The 19,649-nt window shown below is 39.7% G+C and carries 15 protein-coding genes and 2 tRNA genes; 11 read left to right on the top strand and 6 right to left on the bottom strand.

Annotated elements, in window-relative coordinates; all coding sequences use genetic code 11:
- Positions 1–23: 23 nt before the first annotated feature.
- Both HCZ11_RS15720 and HCZ11_RS15715 read right to left on the bottom strand, forming a co-directional pair.
- Positions 24–2,882: a TonB-dependent receptor gene (locus HCZ11_RS15720; protein WP_130051832.1), complete on the bottom strand. Its 2,859-nt coding sequence runs from the start codon at positions 2,880–2,882 to the stop codon at positions 24–26.
- A gap of 255 nt (positions 2,883–3,137) precedes the next feature.
- Entirely contained in the window at positions 3,138–5,486 is a 2,349-nt protein-coding gene (locus HCZ11_RS15715) for a DNA polymerase II (RefSeq protein WP_130051833.1), read from the bottom strand.
- Between the two features lie 68 nt (positions 5,487–5,554).
- On the opposite strand from HCZ11_RS15715, the gene HCZ11_RS15710 reads away from it, so the two are divergent.
- The 9 genes from HCZ11_RS15710 (at position 5,555) to HCZ11_RS15670 (ending at position 13,452) form a co-directional block, all read left to right on the top strand.
- Positions 5,555–7,270, top strand: coding sequence for a tetratricopeptide repeat-containing sulfotransferase family protein (locus HCZ11_RS15710; RefSeq protein WP_167658860.1), 1,716 nt, complete (start codon positions 5,555–5,557; stop codon positions 7,268–7,270).
- Between the two features lie 85 nt (positions 7,271–7,355).
- Entirely contained in the window at positions 7,356–9,431 is a 2,076-nt protein-coding gene (gene dinG, locus HCZ11_RS15705; RefSeq protein ID WP_167658859.1) for an ATP-dependent DNA helicase DinG, read from the top strand.
- A complete protein-coding gene (locus HCZ11_RS15700; RefSeq protein WP_130051836.1) occupies positions 9,431–10,207 on the top strand; it encodes a TSUP family transporter in 777 nt (258 codons plus the stop codon). The genes dinG and HCZ11_RS15700 overlap by 1 nt, the downstream gene beginning before the upstream one ends.
- Complete coding sequence (locus HCZ11_RS15695; protein ID WP_130051837.1) at positions 10,208–10,816, top strand: primosomal replication protein; 609 nt, start codon at positions 10,208–10,210, stop codon at positions 10,814–10,816.
- Positions 10,813–11,706 (top strand): histone deacetylase, encoded by an 894-nt coding sequence (locus HCZ11_RS15690; protein ID WP_368484057.1) that lies wholly within the window; start codon positions 10,813–10,815, stop codon positions 11,704–11,706. Before HCZ11_RS15695 ends, HCZ11_RS15690 begins: the two co-directional genes overlap by 4 nt.
- A gap of 46 nt (positions 11,707–11,752) precedes the next feature.
- Positions 11,753–12,025, top strand: coding sequence for a late competence development ComFB family protein (locus HCZ11_RS15685; protein WP_130051839.1), 273 nt, complete (start codon positions 11,753–11,755; stop codon positions 12,023–12,025).
- Positions 12,022–12,180, top strand: coding sequence for a DUF2496 domain-containing protein (locus tag HCZ11_RS15680; protein ID WP_130051840.1), 159 nt, complete (start codon positions 12,022–12,024; stop codon positions 12,178–12,180). Before HCZ11_RS15685 ends, HCZ11_RS15680 begins: the two co-directional genes overlap by 4 nt.
- A 72-nt stretch (positions 12,181–12,252) precedes the next feature.
- Positions 12,253–13,140: a DMT family transporter gene (locus tag HCZ11_RS15675; protein WP_167658857.1), complete on the top strand. Its 888-nt coding sequence runs from the start codon at positions 12,253–12,255 to the stop codon at positions 13,138–13,140.
- A gap of 69 nt (positions 13,141–13,209) precedes the next feature.
- Positions 13,210–13,452 carry a hypothetical protein gene (locus HCZ11_RS15670; RefSeq protein ID WP_054563649.1) on the top strand — a complete coding sequence of 81 codons (243 nt, stop codon included), beginning with the start codon at positions 13,210–13,212 and terminating at the stop codon, positions 13,450–13,452.
- Here HCZ11_RS15670 and HCZ11_RS15665 read toward each other — a convergent pair whose 3' ends face one another.
- Genes HCZ11_RS15665 through HCZ11_RS15650 form a run of 4 tightly spaced genes read right to left on the bottom strand, consistent with a single transcriptional unit; the run spans position 13,453 to position 18,414 of the window.
- Positions 13,453–14,109: a tRNA (adenine(22)-N(1))-methyltransferase TrmK gene (locus HCZ11_RS15665; protein ID WP_167658856.1), complete on the bottom strand. Its 657-nt coding sequence runs from the start codon at positions 14,107–14,109 to the stop codon at positions 13,453–13,455.
- Complete coding sequence (locus HCZ11_RS15660; RefSeq protein ID WP_130051843.1) at positions 14,109–15,038, bottom strand: class I SAM-dependent methyltransferase; 930 nt, start codon at positions 15,036–15,038, stop codon at positions 14,109–14,111. Before HCZ11_RS15660 ends, HCZ11_RS15665 begins: the two co-directional genes overlap by 1 nt.
- 5 nt (positions 15,039–15,043) lie before the next feature.
- Positions 15,044–17,038, bottom strand: coding sequence for an excinuclease ABC subunit UvrB (uvrB, locus tag HCZ11_RS15655; protein ID WP_130051844.1), 1,995 nt, complete (start codon positions 17,036–17,038; stop codon positions 15,044–15,046).
- Complete coding sequence (locus tag HCZ11_RS15650; protein ID WP_130051845.1) at positions 17,035–18,414, bottom strand: MATE family efflux transporter; 1,380 nt, start codon at positions 18,412–18,414, stop codon at positions 17,035–17,037. The genes uvrB and HCZ11_RS15650 overlap by 4 nt, the downstream gene beginning before the upstream one ends.
- 1,063 nt (positions 18,415–19,477) lie before the next feature.
- Between HCZ11_RS15650 and HCZ11_RS15645 the strand changes: the two genes are divergently transcribed.
- A tRNA-Asn gene (locus HCZ11_RS15645) sits at positions 19,478–19,554 on the top strand.
- A gap of 19 nt (positions 19,555–19,573) precedes the next feature.
- Positions 19,574–19,647 (top strand) — tRNA-Asn (locus HCZ11_RS15640).
- The last annotated feature ends 2 nt before the right edge of the window (positions 19,648–19,649 follow it).

Below are 19,649 nucleotides of genomic sequence, written 5' to 3'. Positions count from 1 at the left end.
TATCATACATTAATTAATTCAAATTAGAATTTTAATGAAACGCTTGCGTGGAAGTAACGACCAAGTGTGTCGTAGTAACCAGCTACTGCGTTACCATTTGTAGATAATGTACCGCCTACTAATGGTGGCTCTCTATCTAATACGTTATTCACACCAACAAGAACACGAGTGTAATCATTGATTGTGAATGAACCCTTAAGGTCAAGGTAGCTTTGTGAACCGATACCGTCTTGAACTAATGTGTCAGAACCAGTGTAATCATTCACGCCACTAAAGAAGCGCCATTTAGCTGTCGCTTTCCACCAGCTGCCAGTGTCGTAGCTTGCGCTAAGAACATGACGCCATTCTGGTTGTGGGAAACAGCCATTGTCTAGTGTATCAACACAATCATACGGTTCACTTACACCTGGAATATCTTCATATTCTTTAGTCATCATGTAAGTACCGATTAGGCTAGTCGAAAGTGTACCACCGCCAATTTCCATGTCGTAGTTAGCACTTAAATCGATACCTTCAAAGTGAATGTTACCTAAGTTAGTGTTAGTTGCAACAACTTGACCAGAACCAACCCATAAGCTACCGCTACCAGGTGTACGTTCAATCTTATCACAGAACTGTGCATCGCCTGTTAGACCACATTGACGAACGATTAACTCAGGGTCAATTGCACCGATTGCGTCTTCAAGGTCGATATCCCAGTAGTCGATTGAGAAGTTGAAATCTTCAAATGGGTTACCAACAACACCTAGGGTGATTGTGTCTGCAATTTCAGGACGAAGTTCTGGGTTACCACCGAAGAAACCGTTGTACTGATCCGCAGGGCTCTTACCGATGCTACCATACTGAGAAGCTGAAACACCTGTGTTTGCACAAGCTGATTGGCTAAGTTCTGGAGTTGCAGTCGCACATGGATCTACACCACCCCATAAGCCACGGCTTTGTTGAGCAAATAATTCACCATTGTTTGCTGAACGTACTGCACGGTTGTAGCTTGAACGGATTTTCCAGTTTTCAGTTACATCCCAGTTCATTGCTACTTTATAAGTAGGCTCTGAACCTGAAGTGCTGTAATCAGACCAACGATAGCCTAAGTCGATTAATAGGCTTTCAACACCAGTGATGCCTTCAACGATTGGTAAGCTTAACTCACCGAAGAATTCTGTTACATCGTACTCACCGTTAAGGCTCTTAGTTGGACCACCTTGACCAAGTAGTAGACCTTGCGCGTAAACTTCATCCGCTGTACGGCCGAATGTCTCTTCGCGGTACTCAGCACCAAATACTGCTGCAATTGGGTAATCAGAAGAAGGTAGACCAAATTCAAATTCACCTGTTACGAAACCACTTACGATAAACTGTTCTGTTACACCGTTAAGGATCGCAGTACCTGTTAGTGCACCAGCTGCTTCAGCTGAAACACCTTGGTAAGTAAATACTTCATATGGAATACAACCTGAAGTTGCCGCACAATCTTCACCATTTGCAGAAAGAGCTGTACTGATACGTGGACCGAAGAAGTCATTTTCGTATGCAGAAGATGAAGAAGTTGAACCATATTGCATGAACGCTTCATATGACCAAAGGTCACTAATTTCACCTTTACTACCTAATACTAAACGGAATGAGCTATGCTCAAGTTGGTTAACACGAGGACCACCTTCAACGTTACGTTTACCGATGTAAGTTGCAAATTGGTCACCTGAAGTTAAACCGAAACGGTCAGTTAGGTTTTGACGCTGTGCATCAGTTAGTAATGGGCTATCATAATCCATTACATAATTTTCGTTGAAGAACGTACCAGATTCTGCGATTTGTGCAGAAGTACGGTCACGCATGAACATAGCTTCAATGAACGGGTGGAAGTTATCATTTACTTCATAGTTAGCAAATAAACCAAGTGTATGACGTTCATCTGGACGCATAAAGTGGTTAACTGGCGCATAGTTATATAGGTTGCCGCTTGAAGGAATGAAGCTGCTATCAGTACCTAGTGTCCAGTAATCGTAATCATCCCAATTGAAGCCACCAGCATCTGTAACACCAGCGATATAGAAGTTAGGAACAACTGCGTTACCAGAACCACCACATGAAGTACCTGTAGAAGATAATGCACAAGATGAGTAATCACGTGAACCTTGACGTAATTCGTTTTGTTTGTTGTAAGTAAAATAACCTACAGCATGACCTTTACCGCTATCGAATGAACCACCTAGCGTAGCAGAGAAATCAAACGATGAACCATCAAAACCAGTGTTACCGCTTTCGTATTCAAAACCTTTTTCATCCATTAAACCTTGGATGTACTCGTTATCGTTATCATGTTGATAAGCTGTTGAGCCTAAGTTTACTTCGAAACCTTCGAATTGATCGTCCATTACGAAGTTTACAACACCCGCTACTGCGTCAGCACCATAAGTTGATGAACCACCACCAGTCATAACATCAACACGTTTGATAAGTGCTGCTGGGATTTGGTTGATATCTGCAGATTGGCTATAGATACCACCTGCTTGCATACGACGACCATTGATAAGTACTAAGGTACGTTGTGAGCCCATACCACGTAAATCAAGAGTAGCAGTACCAGAAGCACCATTTGATTGGAATGCAGTACTTGAAGCTTCAAGTTGAGGCAAGCTGTTCATCATGTCTTCAACACGAGTAAAACCAGCAACTTCGATATCTTCAGCTGTTGTAACTTGTACTGGGCTTGCAGTCTCAATATCAGTACGTTTGATACGTGAACCTGTAACTTCAATACGTTCAACTTTTTCTACTGCTTCTTCTTCTGCAGCATAAGAGTTTACAGAAAACGCAGCTGTTGAAGCTGTACCAAAAGCAAGCGCTAAGCGAACTGCTTTTGAAACTTTATTATTTAACATTTGATTCTCCCTGGACCACTATGTTGTGGCTATATTTAGCATAAGCTTGTTTATTATTTGTATCGCATCAGGACTGCGACAAACAAATAATAAACAAATAAAACAAAATATCCAGCTCTTTATTTACAATTTTTTAATGAAGCAGCAAAAAGTTTACTTTTTCTGTTTTTGTGAACAAAAAACAGCCAAATAAGCATTTAAACCTGTCCACTTGATCATTCATCGCAATAAAGAATCAAAAAAATGTTAATTTTTTTAAAAAAGCTGTATTTGACGGTCACTTAGAGATGAAACTATAGTACCCAAATCAACAACAATCATTTCAGCTATTGGCAGCAATTGTTTATTAACATAAATGCTATAATCATAATTATGCTCACCTATGTAGTACTCTGCACCACTAGGGGTGTAAACGTATTCAATTATTTGACCACGCTGAAACGCCAGGTGGGGATTGTCAGCTAAATGCTGTTTCGCAGCTTTTACATGGGGAGGGATGTTTTTTTGATAATCAGTTAAATGCTGACCTAAACGCTTACGATAGATAAGGCTTGAATCAAACTCACCCGCATAGAGTTTTTTAACATACCTATCAAAGGCTTGCACTATTAATTGTGGACTGTAATTTTCTGAAAATAAAATCTCAAATAATTCTGTCTGAAACTTATGAGCAAGCTCTGTCCAATCACTTCTCACAGTTTCCATGCCTTTAAAGACTAATTTTGAAGCGCCATTTTTTTCAACTTTTCCTACATAGCGCTTTTTAGAACCTGTTGTTTTTCCTCTAATTGTAGGCATAAAAAATGGGCTATAGTGGGTTTCGAACTCAATTTCCAAGAAACTGTCTATTTTATAATCTTGTAATAATTTAATTTGCCAACATTTGTTAATTTTTTTTGCCAGTTTCGTACCGATTTCATTACAGTCATGCGAATTTAGATCATCATCAAGCCTTACAAAGGTCGAATCTGTATCACCATAAATGACTTCGTAGCCCCACTCTTCTATCCACTGCTTGGTGGTTTGCATAATTTCATGACCACGTAAAGTGATAGAGCTAGACAATCGAGGATCATAAAAGCGACAACCTTTTGAACCAAGTACACCATATAAACTATTCATAATGATTTTAATCGCCTGTGAGAGCATAGGCTGATCTTTGTCTTTGGCTATTTGTCTTGTCGCTGCAAGTTCACGGATCAGTTCAGGCAGGTGGTGTTCAGTGCGTGAAAACTGTGCTTGGTTAAATCCTTCGATTGCATTATCTGGCTTTTTTAATCCCTCTATAAGCCCAAGAGGATCTATACAAAAGGTCCTCATGATCGATGGATATAAGCTTTTATAATCAAGCACAAGTATATTCTGATACAAGCCTGGCTGCGATGACATAACATAACCACCTGGGCTGTCAAAGCTTAGCCCGTGATCTCCTAAATTCGGGGCAACATAGCCACTTCTATGTAACAGTGGTAAATAGAGATTAGTAAAGGCAGCAACTGAACCCCCCATTCTCTCTAATTCGAGGCCTGTGAGCTGGCTTCTTACAACCGCAAAGTCGAGCAGTTTAAGCTTCTCAAAGATGCGTAGTACCAATATACAATCTTGTCTGTTGTAGTTAGCAAGCGAAAGCTTCTCTTCATTAAACTGACGAATAATCTCTTCAAGGCGATTATCAGTGCTAATCAGCTTTTCTTCGCCAAGTTCGATGCTTGCTACATTGGCAAGGCTAAAACTGTCGTAATGATAAGTGGCATTTTTTAAGGTATCAATACCATCAACCACAACGCGACCAGGTATTGTAATGCGGGTAAAGTTTCCCTCACGCAAACGCATTTTTTCTTTATTACGCCCAAGCTTTAGTGAAATACCTAGTGCCTCAGCCCTTGCATGAAGTACACTAAAGTCAAATTCAATAACGTTCCAGCCAATCAATACATCTGGGTCAATTCGCTGAATTTCAGTCTCAAACTGAGAAAGCAGGTCAATTTCATCTTCACACCAGTTAATTTGATAATCTAATTCGGCAGTAGGTTCTGGGCGTCCTATCATTAACACTTTGTCTATGCCGTCTCCGACTAAGCCAATAGAAAATAGTACGCCATCACCATTACACTCTATATCAATAGAAACGAGCTTAAAATTAGGTTTAAATTCATTGTTTGGTTTTAATTTTGCTTTCTTTAGCAGTCTAAAATCGTTTCGTGTATGAATTTCACCTTTAACCCATACAGAGCCTTTTATAAAACGTTCCATCAAAAATCTATCAATTGGCCTAACATCATCTTCAAACGTCACTATTTGTGAACTTTTTAAAATTTTGATGGCACGGTAATAGTCTTTTAATGAATTAAAATAACAACAGATCACCGATTGATTTTGAAAGTTTTTTAATTTTGCATCTGCAAAACGAACATAAATGTTTTGACTTTGCAAAAGCCTTTCTGCAGCAGACACTTGATTGTCAGGGATGAAAAACACCACTTCTTGCTGTTCAACGAGCACTTTTAATGGGCCGTGTTTACACCACAACCAAAACACAAAAGTAACCCCTGTTGAGCTATCGAAGGCCTCTTTTGAAAGGATAAAACCTGTATCTGTAACCATTTACTTCAAATATCTATCACGGTAGAGGTATAGTACACCCTAACTATAAAAAATTATAAGAGCCAATTATGAGCCCAATTAATGCAATTAAAAGCGCAAAAACACTCGTTGCTACTGAACCACATAAGGCTAAAGCTTTGTTGCTAGACATACTCAAACAACACCCTGAATATCATGATGGCTGGGCATTACTCGCTGAAACTCACAAAATGCTGCAAGAGCACGAACAACAGCAAAGTGCTTTAAAACAATATGAGATGATTTTTTGGTTTAACAAACAATTAGAAACGGCTAAACAACAGTTAAATAACCATAACCCTCGCCAAGCAGAGCAAATCACTAAGCAACTACTACAACTCGTGCCTAATGAGTATAGAGCACTTCAAACGCTGGCTGATATCGCACTAAAGGTGGGAGATAGCAAAGCGTACTTGGACATATCAAAACATAACCTCGAGAACAACTCGCAAAAACAAGCAGTCCTAGAAAACTACTGCCAAGCCTTACTCAATACCAAGCAATTTGAAGAGTTACTCACATTTTATCGCACATCGATCCCCTCTCCTACTTTATTTATTGAGAGTTTAATTGCTATCGCTCATGTAAAAATGATGCAATTTGATAAAGCAAAGGCCATCTATAACAAGTTACTCGATGCAAACTATTACGCAGCCCATTGCCACCTTCGACTTGGTAACATAGAAAAAATCAAAGGTGATACTGAACTTGCTATAACGCACTATAAACAAGCACTCCAACTAGATAACAGACTAGGTGAGGCCTATTGGAATTTAGCTAATTTAAAAACATATACATTTAATAATAGGGATATAGACAGTTTAGTAGAACAAACACAATCTGCTGTTCAAAACCTCAACAGTGCTCAACTTTACTTTGCTCTCGCCAAAGCCTATGAACAATGCCACAACTACGAACTCTCATTTAAGACATTAGAAAAAGCAAACAAAATTCAAAAAGCACTAACACCATACAAGCCAAGCAACTTTACTTTTCGTTGTAAAAAATATTTAACTCAAAGATCTATTAATAATCTTACATCTAATGAATCGCTACAGCTGATTTTTATCGTCAGCTTACCGCGAAGTGGCTCTACCTTAGTTGAGCAAATTTTAGCAAGTCACCCTGATGTTGATGCAAGTTACGAGCTCACAGAAATAAATGCAATCGCTCGAGAGTTAGAAAGTAAAAAACTCTCAGATGTTCCTTATGGCCTTGATAAGCTAACTGATAAAGATAAAGCACACTACGCTGATAGATACCTAAAATTTATTGCTCCTTTACGTGGAAAAAACAATATATTTATCGATAAGCAACCAGTGAACTTTCATCATATCGCGTTAATTAAAACGCTCTTCCCAAATGCGAAGATACTCGAAGTAACGAGAGATAAAGCCGCAACTGCGTGGAGTTTATACAAACACTCTTTCTCTGAGGGTCACGCCTATAGCTACGACTTTACATCTCTTGCAGAATATATAAATGATTACACTGATTTAATGTCGCACTGGCATTGCTTATATCCTGACGAAATATTTAAAGTCGACTATCAAAATCTTGTTAATGATTTTTCCAACACCGTGAGTGAGTTACTAACTTACTGCGATTTAGAAATGCATGAAAGCTGCATGAGTTTTTATAATCACAAACGCCCAATTATGACACCAAGCTCAGAACAAGTAAGGCAACCCATTTACAAAGATGCATTAACAGAATGGTCTAATTATCAGGTTCATCTTGAACCTCTATTAAAGCTAATAAAATAATAATCGAACAAGTCGCTTGTAGTTGCCCAGTTAAATCTCTAAAATTCATTACTGTAATTATATACATACTTTAGGTTTTCTGGGCATGCTATCTGACTCTTTAAAAAAAACAATTCGGCAAATTCATAAGCATGTTGCTGATAACCTTACTGACTACCGCCCTAGAAGCAGTCAAAACTATTTAGTTGCCGAGATAGCAAAAACCCTTGCCGGTGAGTATCACAAAATTCAACGTATCTGTGTCATTGAAGCTGGCACAGGGACCGGTAAGTCACTCGCTTATTGTTTAGGTGCATTACCATTGGCGATGGCCAAAAAAAAGAAATTAGTGATTTCGACGGCAACTGTTGCCCTACAAGAACAGTTAATTAGTAAAGAACTGCCGTTTTTTAAAGAGCACTCTGGGTTAGATATTAAATTTGATTTAGTTAAAGGTCGTCAGCGTTATATCTGTGCACAAAAACTTAGTGCTGCAGTTAATGGCGACAGCCAAACGCAAATGGAGTTTATGCCAACCCTGTCATCACCACTTTCAGATATGGAAACCAAGTGCTTAAAGCAACTTTATGATGCTTATTCAAACAAACAATGGCAAGGCGATCGCGATAGTTGGGCTGATACTATTCCGGATAAAGTTTGGAATTTAATTGCCTGTGATAAACACTCATGCCAACGACAAATGCGCGCTCATCAGCTCTGCCCTTTCCATATGGCGCGTCAGCGTCTTATGCAAATGGATGTGCTAGTGATCAACCATTCTTTGTTACTAGCTGATCTTGATTTGGGTGGTGGTAAGATTCTACCTGAACCTGACGATACTATTTATGTTATTGATGAAGCCCATCACTTAGCGCACATCACTCGAGACTTCTCATCTGCTGCGGCAACAATCAAAGGCACCATCGACTGGCTCGACAAGCTTGTTAAATTCGCAGGGAAAATGGCGAATGTACTGGTGGGTCAAAAAGCGATTGGGCAAAATTTTAAACTCAGTGACAGCATCAATGATGCGGGCAAAAACCTAAAAGTAGTCCGTGACATTCTTGATAATGCCGACTTTAACTACAATAGTGATGATACCTATCGCTTTGAGCATGGTGAGATTCCAGCGGCTTTGCATGCTAAAGCAAAAGATATTAGCGATGCCACCCTTGATGCACTAAGAGCACTTAACAAGATGCACGACACCCTAGTGCAAGACGTGAGTGATGGCGATATTAAACCTTATGTGGCCGATCCAATATTGGCTGAAAGTGGCCAGTACATTAATCGCCTAGAGTTATTAAACAAGCTATGGTTTAGTTACGCTACAAAAGGTGAAGGTATTCCCCATGCCAGGTGGATAAAACGCCTAGAGTATAAGAACCATCACGATCATTTACTCAGTGATTGCCCTATTGAAGTTGGCTATTACTTAAAAGATAAATTATGGAACCAATGTGCAGGTGCTGTTCTGTGTTCAGCGACATTAACGGCACTTGGCTCATTTGATCACTTTGCATATGAATGTGGCCTTGCCAAAGAAGAAGGTGTCAAATACATTAAAGTTCCTTCTCCGTTTGATTATCCAAAACAAGCCACGCTGCATATTCCTGCAAGTCATATTGAGCCTACAGAGAAAGCCTTTAGCGACCACTTAGCTGAACAGTTACCTAAATTCCTTAACGATAAAAAAGCTAATTTAGTGTTATTTGCCTCTTATTGGCAAATGGACCATGTCGTCAAAGCGTTGAGAAGCAAAGGGATTGATGTATTAGTGCAAGGTGAAATGTCGCGTGAGGCACTTTTGAAAAAGCATAAAGCGAATGTAGATTTAGGCCGTGCTAGTTATTTATTTGGCACTCAAAGCCTGTCAGAGGGTCTTGATTTACCGGGTAAATACTTAGAAAACTTAGTTATAACAAAGATTCCATTTGCGGTGCCGACCTCCCCAATAGAAGAAGCACAGGCTGAGTTTGTACAAAGTAAAGGTGGCAACCCGTTTCTTTCGATAACCGTTCCTGATGCTGCAAAGAAATTAGTACAAAGCTGTGGTAGACTGCTTCGCAAAGAAAATGATCAGGGTCGTATTACTATTCTTGATCGCCGATTAGTGACCAAGCGATATGGCAAAGCCATGCTCGATACCTTGCCACCCTTTAAAAGACAAATTGATTATTAATGTTTGAATTAGCTTTAGACCCAACAACATGGGCACTATTATGCGCAGTGGCGCTGGCAGCTGGCTTTATTGATGCTATCGCAGGCGGTGGCGGCATGTTAACTGTGCCGGCGCTATTAACTGCGGGCTTACCTCCCCATCTCACATTAGGCACAAATAAACTTGCAGCAAGTTTTGGCTCATTAACAGCCAGCGTGACCTATTTTCGTAAAAAGTTATTCAACCCTCGATTTTGGGCCGCGTCAATCCTAGCAACAGCCATAGGTGCGCTTATAGGTACCCTTGTGGTTGATTACTTAAGTATTGAATTTCTGAATAAATTATTGCCAGTGGTAATTATTCTAGTAGCTTGTTACAGCTTATTTGGCAGTTTGAGTACTACCGAGCATAACGAATTACCAGAACTTGATGGCAAAACTAAAATTAAACAGTGGCTGCAAGGGCTTGGGCTAGGCTTTTTTGATGGTTTAGCAGGCCCAGGGACTGGTACGTTTTGGACTGCTTCAAATAGCCTATTATATAAGATGAGCTTGTTACTTAACTGTGGGCTTGCTCGCTCGATGAACTTCGTTTCAAATTTTATTTCTTTGATCACCTTTGTTGCGTTAGGGCATGTGAACTTTATACTTGGTATCACGATGGGCTTTTTCTTGATGCTAGGTGCATGGTTAGGTGCGCATTCGGCAATTAAGTTTGGCAGTAAAATGATCCGCCCCGTGTTTAACACTGTGGTTATTGTTTTAGCATTAAAGTTAATCTATGAGGCTTATTTATAAATGCAATCGACTGCTTTTGATAAACTGCGTTCACAAATTGAAAGGCTAAAGCAATTAGCTACACAATTTGATAAGGGTAATTTATTTGCGAAAAATCGTTATATGCAAGCCCAACCAAGTTTATTTGATAAAGCAGTGTTTAGCACAAAAAGTATGAAGCTGGCAGATTATGTCATAGAAATCGAAGATGAGCTTAACAGCCTGCCACCTGCTGAGCATCGTCACGCATACCAATATGCTCTTGAACGAATTGCCCTTCAGGTAGAAGCTGTATTCAATGTGATCAAATCAACCCCTGTGTGGGCTAAAGAAAATAAGTACAGTTTTAAACCAAAAACAAAGCCACAAGTTTATAAACAAGCAGTAAAAAAAATCATGCAGTCGTCACATGAACTGTATGATGAACTAAAGCAAAATCACGAGTTTGAGCGCCGCTTAGTTTTGATGATTGAAGAGCGAAAACTTAAGCTCGAAGCTGCAAATACGCAGCAAGCAGCCGAAATCAATAAAGAAATACTTGCATTGCATGCTAGGTTGGGCCGTTGCCGTAAGGCAATTTCAGCCACTGAAGACAAAATTCAACAGGTCGAAAAACAGCAGCTCAGATAATGTTTTACTATCATCCAAGTTATTCAGCGTTAGCTTTACCTGAGCGTCACCGCTTTCCGATTGATAAATACCGCTTGTTAAAACAACTTCTCAGCGGCTTTATTGATGAGCAGCATTTCATTATCCCACAACAAGCCACTCGAGCACAGCTTGCTCTGTGCCATGACCAAGATTATGTCGATGCTTTTTTAACTGGCAGCCTTGATACAAAAGAGATAAAAAAAATGGGCTTCCCTTGGTCACATGAATTAGTTGAACGAACACTTTATTCTGTAGGGGCGAGTATTCATGGCGCAGAGTATGCCTTGCAACATGGTGCAGCTTTTAACCTAAGTGGTGGTTATCACCATGCATTTACAGGCTATGGCAGTGGCTTTTGTATTTTCAATGACTTAGCGATAGCAGCTGCGCATTTAATTAATACAGATCAAGCCGACACCGTGTTAATCTTTGACTGCGACGTTCACCAAGGTGACGGTACCGCTGAAGTGACACAAGTGCACCCTCAGATCATTAGCTGCTCAATTCATTGTCAACAAAACTTCCCGCGAATTAAACAGCAATCAAACTACGACTTTTCCCTAGAGCATGGCACAAAAGATACTGAATACTTGGAAACAGTGAAACAAGCATTAGCCTTAACGATGAGACTCCACCAGCCAGATATCATTTTGTACAACGCCGGCGCAGACATTGCAACGAATGACGAATTAGGACACTTTCAAGTCAGTATGGAGGGAGTGTATCAACGTGATTATTTTGTATTAAACCAAGCGAAAGAAGCAAAAATCCCTGTCTTTGCAGTCATGGGCGGTGGCTATCAGCGAAATGTAAGCCGTTTGGTTGATGTTCATGGTCAGCTTTTTAGGGCTGCTGTCGATTTATTTTAAAGCTTGGTATACACTTAAAGTGACTTTTTAATTGGGTTCACTTTGTATGAAATTGCATGACGACATTCACAACTACTATGAAAAACTGGTTGTCGAAGACATCACAAAACGTAACTTAGAAACGACCTACAGTGATGATGTTATGGCAGATTTATGCTGCACTGTATTAAATCAACTCCCTGCCCGCTACATACGCTATGATGTTGATATGGAATTTTATTTACCGCAAACAGAGCGTATAAAAATGGAGCAGCAAGTACAAACGGCAATCGATGTGGCAATCAGTCAAGTTGCTAAGAAAAAGGAACTACAATCATGAGTAGTGAGTTAGAGCATGCGCCTGACTATATAAAGATTGCTGTTGACCTAATTATGCTCTTAGAGCAAAACGACGTACCTGCTGAAGATGTATTAGCCGCACTAGAAATCGTAAAATCTGACTTCGAAAAGAAACTCTCAAAATCAACTAATTAATAGTCCGAAAATGGCGAGTATTAGGGCATAAATTTGTTATGCTCAGGTTTTATAATTAAAGAATGTAACACCATGTCATTGCCAAGTTTTTTGCGCTTATTCATCCTTGCTGCTATTTGGGGCGCTTCCTTCTTATTTATGCGTATGGCAGCTAATAGCTTAGGCCCTGCGGTATTAATAGAGCTAAGAGTTGGCTTTGCAGCAATAACACTCTTGATTTTTGCTTTATACTTACGAAAGACACTCGCTTTCACGACACATAAAAAACACTTTTTTATTATTGGCGCACTTAATTCCGCTATCCCCTTTTTACTGTTTGCCTATGCAGCACAAACAATCAATGCATCAACCTTATCAATACTAAACTCAACAACCCCAATTTGGGGCGTGATTGTTGGTATTATTTGGAGTAAAACTAAACCCACTAAAAGTATGCTGCTTGGCTTACTATTAGGTTTAACGGGCGTAGCAATTTTAGTGGGTCAAAATAGCCTCACTATCGATACCCAAGCAGTTACAGCAATCTTTGCAGCACTTTGTGCTTCACTAAGTTATGCCATAGCATCCCATTACACTAAACATGCACCAAAGTTGTCTGCTTTTGATAATGCTCATGGCAGTATGTGGGCAGCAAGTATTATGGTACTACCGCTTATTTTTGTTATTCCTGCCAGAGAAATGCCAAGTAATGAAGTGATGCTTGGAGTGGTCGCTCTCGGTGTGCTTTGTACTGCTGTGGCGTATATACTGTTTTTCCGCTTGATTGATGACATTGGCCCAACTTCTGCGTTGACTGTTACCTTTTTAATCCCACTCTTTGGTATTGTATGGGGTAATTTAATTTTAGATGAGCAAATAGGACCAAATACCTTAGGCGGCGCACTTTGTGTTATCGCCGGCACCATGCTGGTCACAGGCTTTATCCGTATAAAACCATTTTTAAAACGAAACACCTTGTAACAGAATGCAAATTGCATTTTTAAATACAATCTATACTCTATTAGGTACTAAATATGGAAGGAGAATAGTATGTCAGGTACTACCATGGTGGTGTTAATCGTGCTGATATCAGTCGGCTCTGGGGTAATTTATGATATGTATAAAAAACACCTTGAGTTTAAATCACGGACTTTAAAGAATTCAAAAGAAGCAAACGAACATGTTGCCGAAGTGACAAAAGAACTACAAGAGTTAAGAGAACGTGTACAAACGCTCGAAGCCATTGTCACAGACTCTAGCTACAGCGTAAAACAAGAAATTAATAAACTTTAATTACAATAATAAAGCTGAGTACTCATCAAGCACAGGCTGATAATAAGCCGCGTCTTGATTTAACATGCGTTGGTAATGAGCACATAACTGCTTTAAATAGGCTTGGTGCTCTTTACTTGTTAGTTGCCACATTTGCTGCCCAACTCGAGTAACCTGTTTCGATGATGACACACTCATAGCTATGATTTCATAAAAGCGTTTATTTTCACAAATCAACTGTTCTGATACGAGCCCTAATGAGAGTGTTTGCAAATAGCGGCGAACTTGATAACTGTGATGTACAGGGCAAACAATAAAGTCAATATGAATACCTGGGTGATGACCCACAATCTTCGCTAAAAATTGCACCAATAGCTCACCACCAACACCCGCAATAATAACAAGATGGCGTTTATTTGGATCAGGGGAAATCATCGCAACATCCTGACAATGAACTTGCCAGCGAGCGCATTGCTCGTTAGTGGCAAAGCGCACCAGTTTGTCGTTTAGTGCTTGCATCAACTCAGGCACAATATCAACAAAATGTATAAGCTGTGCTTTATTTTGCTGTAAAAGCTCAATTCCTAACAAACCGTGGTCGCAGCAGCAATCCCAGATTTCGTCATAGCCTGATTCAACCACATCAACGATGGCTGATAGTCGTTTACTCAATGCCATTAATTTGCTGTTTTATAGACTAAGGCTTTTAAACTTCGATCACTGTCTACTTCAACAAAGCCATCTGTCGGTTTTAAACGCTCAACAAAACAAATAGCCCCTTGCGTATGCTCAGCAATTAGCTCTTTAAACGCCTGCTCTGAAAGCTCAGGGCTATTAGCACAAAGCAATAATTGGGTGTTTTCATTTAACAGTTCAGGTAAACGACGCAGGATTTTTTGATAATCCTTAGTCAATATAAAGCTTCCTTTTTGAAAGCTCGGTGGATCAACAATGATCAATTCATAAGGTGCTGATTTTTTTAACTTGCCGAATGACTTTAAAATATCGTGTGGGAAATAACTAACTCCTTGAGCAAAACCATTTAACTGATGGTTTTGTTTACCCGTTCTAAGCACGCCTTTATTCATATCCATATTAATAACTTGGTCAGCACCACCCTGCATTGCAGCAACAGAAAAGCCACAAGTATAAGAAAACAAGTTTAGCACTTTTGCGTTTTTACTATTAGCTTGGACAAACTCACGACCACGGCGCATATCAGGGAATATACCGGTATTTTGGCGACTAAGTAAATCTACTTTAAACTTAATACCATTTTCACTAACAAGATGCTCTTGTGGTAATTCACCAAACAGAAGAGAATTTCGGGTATTAATCCCACAGCGTTGTTGGTAAACCAATGCAGTCACAAGCTCTGGTGCGTTTACTTGCGCCCATTGCCACACTGTATTAGTTAATTGCTCAAGCACTTGTTCATCTATTTCTTCATATGAAACTAAAAAAAGTGCTGGCGGATAAAAGTCTAAGTTAATGTGACTAAGCTCAGCCACGGAGTGGCCACGGCCATGAAATACACGGCATAATTCATTTGTAGCGAGAGGAGCCTCTGCTAAAGCATTTAAAATGGCAGAAAAATCGTTTGTCATAATCTTTAGTTAATTAACTGTTGTTGTAATTCGTGAATTTCATCACGCACAGATGCCGCTTTTTCAAATTCAAGATCGCTAGCATAGGCATGCATTTTCGCTTCAAGCTCTTTAATTTGGCTGGCAATTTCTTTTGCACTGAGTACTTGTTTAGACTCTTTACGCACCAATTTAAGGTTGTCTTTAGGGCTTGCTTCTTCGCCCACATCCATAATATCGGTGATGCTTTTAACCAAAGCTTGCGGCTCAATACCATGCTCAAGATTATAAGCTTGTTGTTTTTCACGGCGGCGATCTGTTTCATCAATGGCTTGTCTCATTGATTTAGTAATGCGGTCACCATAAAGAATCGCTTTACCATTTAAGTGACGTGCAGCACGACCTATGGTTTGGATCAGTGAACGAGTAGAGCGTAAGAAACCTTCTTTATCGGCATCAAGTATCGCTACTAAGGATACCTCTGGCATGTCGAGACCTTCTCGTAATAAGTTAATGCCCACTAACACATCAAACACACCAGCACGTAAATCGCGGATAATTTCAACCCGTTCGACGGTATCGATATCTGAGTGCAAATAACGAACTTTTACGTCATGGTCATTTAGGTAGTCGGTTAAATCTTCAGCCATACGCTTGGTTAAAGTAGTTACCAATACCCGTTCGTTGACCTCAACTCGTTTGTATATTTCAGAGAGTAAGTCATCTACTTGTGAGCCCACTGGGCGCACTTCAATTTCTGGGTCAATAAGCCCGGTTGGACGAATGACCTGTTCTGCAACCTCCCCTGACGAGCGTTCAAGCTCAAAGTCACCTGGGGTGGCTGACACATAAATAGTTTGCGGCGCGATTGCTTCAAATTCTTCAAAGCGTAATGGGCGGTTATCTAACGCCGATGGCAAGCGAAAGCCATACTCAACGAGATTTTCTTTACGGCTTCTATCACCTTTATACATAGCACCGATTTGCGATACCGTAACATGCGATTCATCGATAATCATTAATGCGTCATCAGGCAAATAGTCAAGCAATGTTGGCGGCGGATCGCCTGGCGTTCTGCCAGATAAGTAACGCGAGTAGTTTTCGATTCCTGAGCAATAACCAAGCTCGGTCATCATTTCGATATCGTACTGGGTGCGCTGAGCAATACGTTGCTCTTCTACAAGTTTATTGGCACTAAGTAGCTGAGAACGACGGTCTTTAAGCTCATCTTTTATTTTATCAATAGCATCGAGAATTTTTTCACGCGGCGTAACATAGTGCGTTTTTGGGTAAATAGTAGCGCGTACAATGTGCTTTTCAACAGCCCCAGTAAGTGGGTCAAAAATACTTAAACGCTCTATTTCATCGTCAAACATCTCCACACGAACGGCATAAGTATCAGATTCTGCAGGAAATATATCAACCACTTCCCCACGAACACGATATGTACCACGGCTAAATTCAATATCGTTTCGAGTATATTGCAATTCAGCAAGACGACGCAGCATGTCGCGTTGATCGACAGTTTCTCCAACTTTAAGCAGTAGCATCATTTTCATATATGAGTCTGGATCGCCCAAACCATAAATAGCAGACACCGAAGCCACAATGATCGTATCACGACGCTCAAGTAGCGCTTTAGTAGCGCTTAAACGCATTTGCTCAATATGCTCATTGATAGAGGCGTCTTTTTCAATGAATGTATCACTAGCAACAACATAGGCTTCTGGCTGGTAATAATCATAATAAGAAACAAAATACTCAACCGCGTTATGAGGGAAAAACTCTTTCATTTCCCCATAAAGCTGAGCAGCGAGTGTTTTGTTGTGTGCCATGATAATGGTTGGCCGATTCAAATCATTAATGATATTGGCCATAGTGAAGGTTTTACCCGTTCCTGTAGCCCCTAATAATGTTTGATGTGCAAGCCCAGCCTCAAGACCGTCTTTTAACTGTGCAATCGCCGTTGGTTGGTCACCATTTGGCTGAAATTTAGAAACTAGCTGAAAATGGTCGCTCATGAATGACACTCCTTCACATAAGACTCACTTAACCCATCAACTTCTTTGATAAACCATCTATAGGCAACCACCGCAGTAAATAGGTTACCTATAGCCGCGCCAATAAATAACCCTTTTAACCCAGCAAACTCACTGCCGATATAAGCAAAAGGCACGTAAAAAACAAACAGACGTACTACACTTAAAATAAGCGCATTCATCGGTTTATGTAATGCGTTAAATGAAGAGTTCGATAGAATAATTACCCCTTGTAGGCCATAACTGAGCGGTAGGATATAAATGAACAGCTTAATAACATCCATTACCGCCTGCTCTTTACCAAATACATTAGCTATCAAGCCAGAAGTTAATAGCAGTAAAATATAAATAGCAAACTGCCAAATCATCACGAATTTTAAGGTTTTAGTGTAGGCTTCTTTTACACGTTCAAACTTACCGGCACCAAAGTTTTGACTAACAAATGGCGGTAAAGTCATCGATAAAGCAAGCACAACAAGACTTGCGATAGACTCAATTCGACTTCCAACACCAAACGCTGCTACAGCTTCAGGACCATGCTTAGCCACTAATGCCGTAATTACCGCCATTGCTATTGGTGTAAGCATATTTGCCCCCGCCGCTGGTAAACCAATTTTAAGAATTTTTTGAATTGAGCTAAATGGTGTTTGCAAACCAGCATGCAAACTCAATAAGCCATTTTTAATTGCTAGAATATATAAAATGATAACCACCGCAACCGACCACGCAATAACGCTGGCAATTGCTGCGCCTTGTATACCTAATGCGGGAATAGGCCCAAAGCCAAAAATAAGCATAGGGTCTAAAATAGCATTAATCAGCCCCGCTCCACCCATAACAATGCTCGGAGTTTTGGTATCACCACTTGCTCTAAGTACTGAGTTGCCAACCATAGGTGTAATTAAAAACACGCTGCCAAGGAACCATACACTCATATACTCATGAATAAGCGGTAATACTAATTCACCAGCACCAAGTAACTTAAAAATAGGATCTATCAAAAGATAGCCCATCACAGAAAGACTAAACACCATCACAACCGATACCAACAATGACATACTGGCATCAAAGCGAGCTTCATCTAACTTATCACTACCGAGGGCTTTAGCGATAACCGCTGAAGTGCCTATACCTAAACCAATTGCAAGGCTAATAACAGTAAAAGTAACTGGAAAGGTAAAACTGACAGCGGCGAGAGGTTCAGTGCCTAGTAAACTAATAAAGAAGGTGTCAACGAGGTTAAACATCATTAGGGTGATCATTCCAAAGATCATCGGAATGGTCATTTTTTTTAAGGTTGGCAGAATGGGTGAGTTTAAAAGATCAGGTTTAGTTTTGCTCTGCGGTTTCACGCTCATGGGGATACTTTGCCTCTTTTTCTGAACCTGTTAGTTTAAAGCATCCTTCTCTTGCAAGCTATGCTTTATTAGCAGAATCAAAATTGATACACAAAACTATCACTTTTGACACTTTGACATAAAAATAACCACTAACCCTCATAAAATACAAGATAAAAACAACTTTAATAGCTTTGTTACAATTAAAAGGCAGTTTTCGCTGTTTTTTTACACAACAAATCGCGCTATTTCATCGTCACGAATAAATTTACTTATCAATTCAGCATGGCTTCAGATAAAAATACTAAGCAATTGATTTATAATAAAATAAAAAAACTTAATTAAATGCTTGAAATTGCTGTAGCGCCCTAAAATCCTAGTACTATAGCTGTTCTTAAAGTTTAATAAACAGAGTTATCCACAGAAACCGTGGATAACTCTCTAGAAGCCGCAAATATAAAGGCTTCTAAGGTGGATGTTCATCTCTGTATAGGAAAAGTAACAAAGCCTATTGTTTTAACCTTTTTATAAGTTTCTAGAAAAGAACGCGTAAAAATTGTTCTACCCTATTATAAAGTTAAGTATGACAATTAAAGTTCTATAAAATTTCATATGCTAAGCTTATGAAATACAGCACTAAAAATGAGTTTACTTCTATTGGATTCAGATCATTTTTGAGTTTCTCTGCAAAGAATAGAGAAATCTTTACTAGTCCTACACAGTAAATACAAAGAAAAAATTACGCTCGGAGAACTTCGAACAAAAAGAATTAGATCTGATTTTCATAGTTAGAATAAAACATTGGATAAATGATGATTTACTCAACTTGGTAAAGAATATCTAAGCAAAGAAACTTTTTTATACTTTTAAAATGATGCTTCTGTTTAAAAAGCATGCAAAAAATAAAAGCTTTCGACATAGGTCCCCTACTACAAGCTAAAAAATGCAGTGGTTTTCAGCTACATTTTGCGCAGATCGAACATAAAAACATCGAATAAGCTTCTTTTTTGAATTTATGAAGTTTTTATGTTGACACTTTGCAATGCTGTCATTAATATTTCGCCCCGTTGAAAGGCATGACGCTTCCCCCTTAGCTCAGTTGGTTAGAGCGACGGACTGTTAATCCGCAGGTCCCCCGTTCGAGTCGGGGAGGGGGAGCCAAGTTTATGAATATGATTGTTCCCCCTTAGCTCAGTTGGTTAGAGCGACGGACTGTTAATCCGCAGGTCCCCCGTTCGAGTCGGGGAGGGGGAGCC

The organism is Pseudoalteromonas sp. HF66, assembly GCF_011806445.1.
Taxonomy (GTDB): Bacteria; Pseudomonadota; Gammaproteobacteria; order Enterobacterales; family Alteromonadaceae; genus Pseudoalteromonas; species Pseudoalteromonas apostichopi.
Note: the sequence above shows the minus strand (reverse complement) of the source record. Positions and strands in the feature narration are given on the sequence as shown.

What these genes read in the sequence shown, in the direction of transcription:
- HCZ11_RS15720 (WP_130051832.1), bottom strand. Translation starts at nt 2,882, where the DNA reads ATGTTAAATAATAAAGTTTCAAAAGCAGTTCGCTTAGCGCTTGCTTTT.
- HCZ11_RS15715 (WP_130051833.1), bottom strand. Translation starts at nt 5,486, where the DNA reads ATGGTTACAGATACAGGTTTTATCCTTTCAAAAGAGGCCTTCGATAGC.
- HCZ11_RS15710 (WP_167658860.1), top strand. Translation starts at nt 5,555, where the DNA reads ATGAGCCCAATTAATGCAATTAAAAGCGCAAAAACACTCGTTGCTACT.
- dinG (WP_167658859.1), top strand. Translation starts at nt 7,356, where the DNA reads ATGCTATCTGACTCTTTAAAAAAAACAATTCGGCAAATTCATAAGCAT.
- HCZ11_RS15700 (WP_130051836.1), top strand. Translation starts at nt 9,431, where the DNA reads ATGTTTGAATTAGCTTTAGACCCAACAACATGGGCACTATTATGCGCA.
- HCZ11_RS15695 (WP_130051837.1), top strand. Translation starts at nt 10,208, where the DNA reads ATGCAATCGACTGCTTTTGATAAACTGCGTTCACAAATTGAAAGGCTA.
- HCZ11_RS15685 (WP_130051839.1), top strand. Translation starts at nt 11,753, where the DNA reads ATGAAATTGCATGACGACATTCACAACTACTATGAAAAACTGGTTGTC.
- HCZ11_RS15680 (WP_130051840.1), top strand. Translation starts at nt 12,022, where the DNA reads ATGAGTAGTGAGTTAGAGCATGCGCCTGACTATATAAAGATTGCTGTT.
- HCZ11_RS15675 (WP_167658857.1), top strand. Translation starts at nt 12,253, where the DNA reads ATGTCATTGCCAAGTTTTTTGCGCTTATTCATCCTTGCTGCTATTTGG.
- HCZ11_RS15670 (WP_054563649.1), top strand. Translation starts at nt 13,210, where the DNA reads ATGTCAGGTACTACCATGGTGGTGTTAATCGTGCTGATATCAGTCGGC.
- HCZ11_RS15665 (WP_167658856.1), bottom strand. Translation starts at nt 14,109, where the DNA reads ATGGCATTGAGTAAACGACTATCAGCCATCGTTGATGTGGTTGAATCA.
- HCZ11_RS15660 (WP_130051843.1), bottom strand. Translation starts at nt 15,038, where the DNA reads ATGACAAACGATTTTTCTGCCATTTTAAATGCTTTAGCAGAGGCTCCT.
- uvrB (WP_130051844.1), bottom strand. Translation starts at nt 17,038, where the DNA reads ATGAGCGACCATTTTCAGCTAGTTTCTAAATTTCAGCCAAATGGTGAC.
- HCZ11_RS15650 (WP_130051845.1), bottom strand. Translation starts at nt 18,414, where the DNA reads ATGAGCGTGAAACCGCAGAGCAAAACTAAACCTGATCTTTTAAACTCA.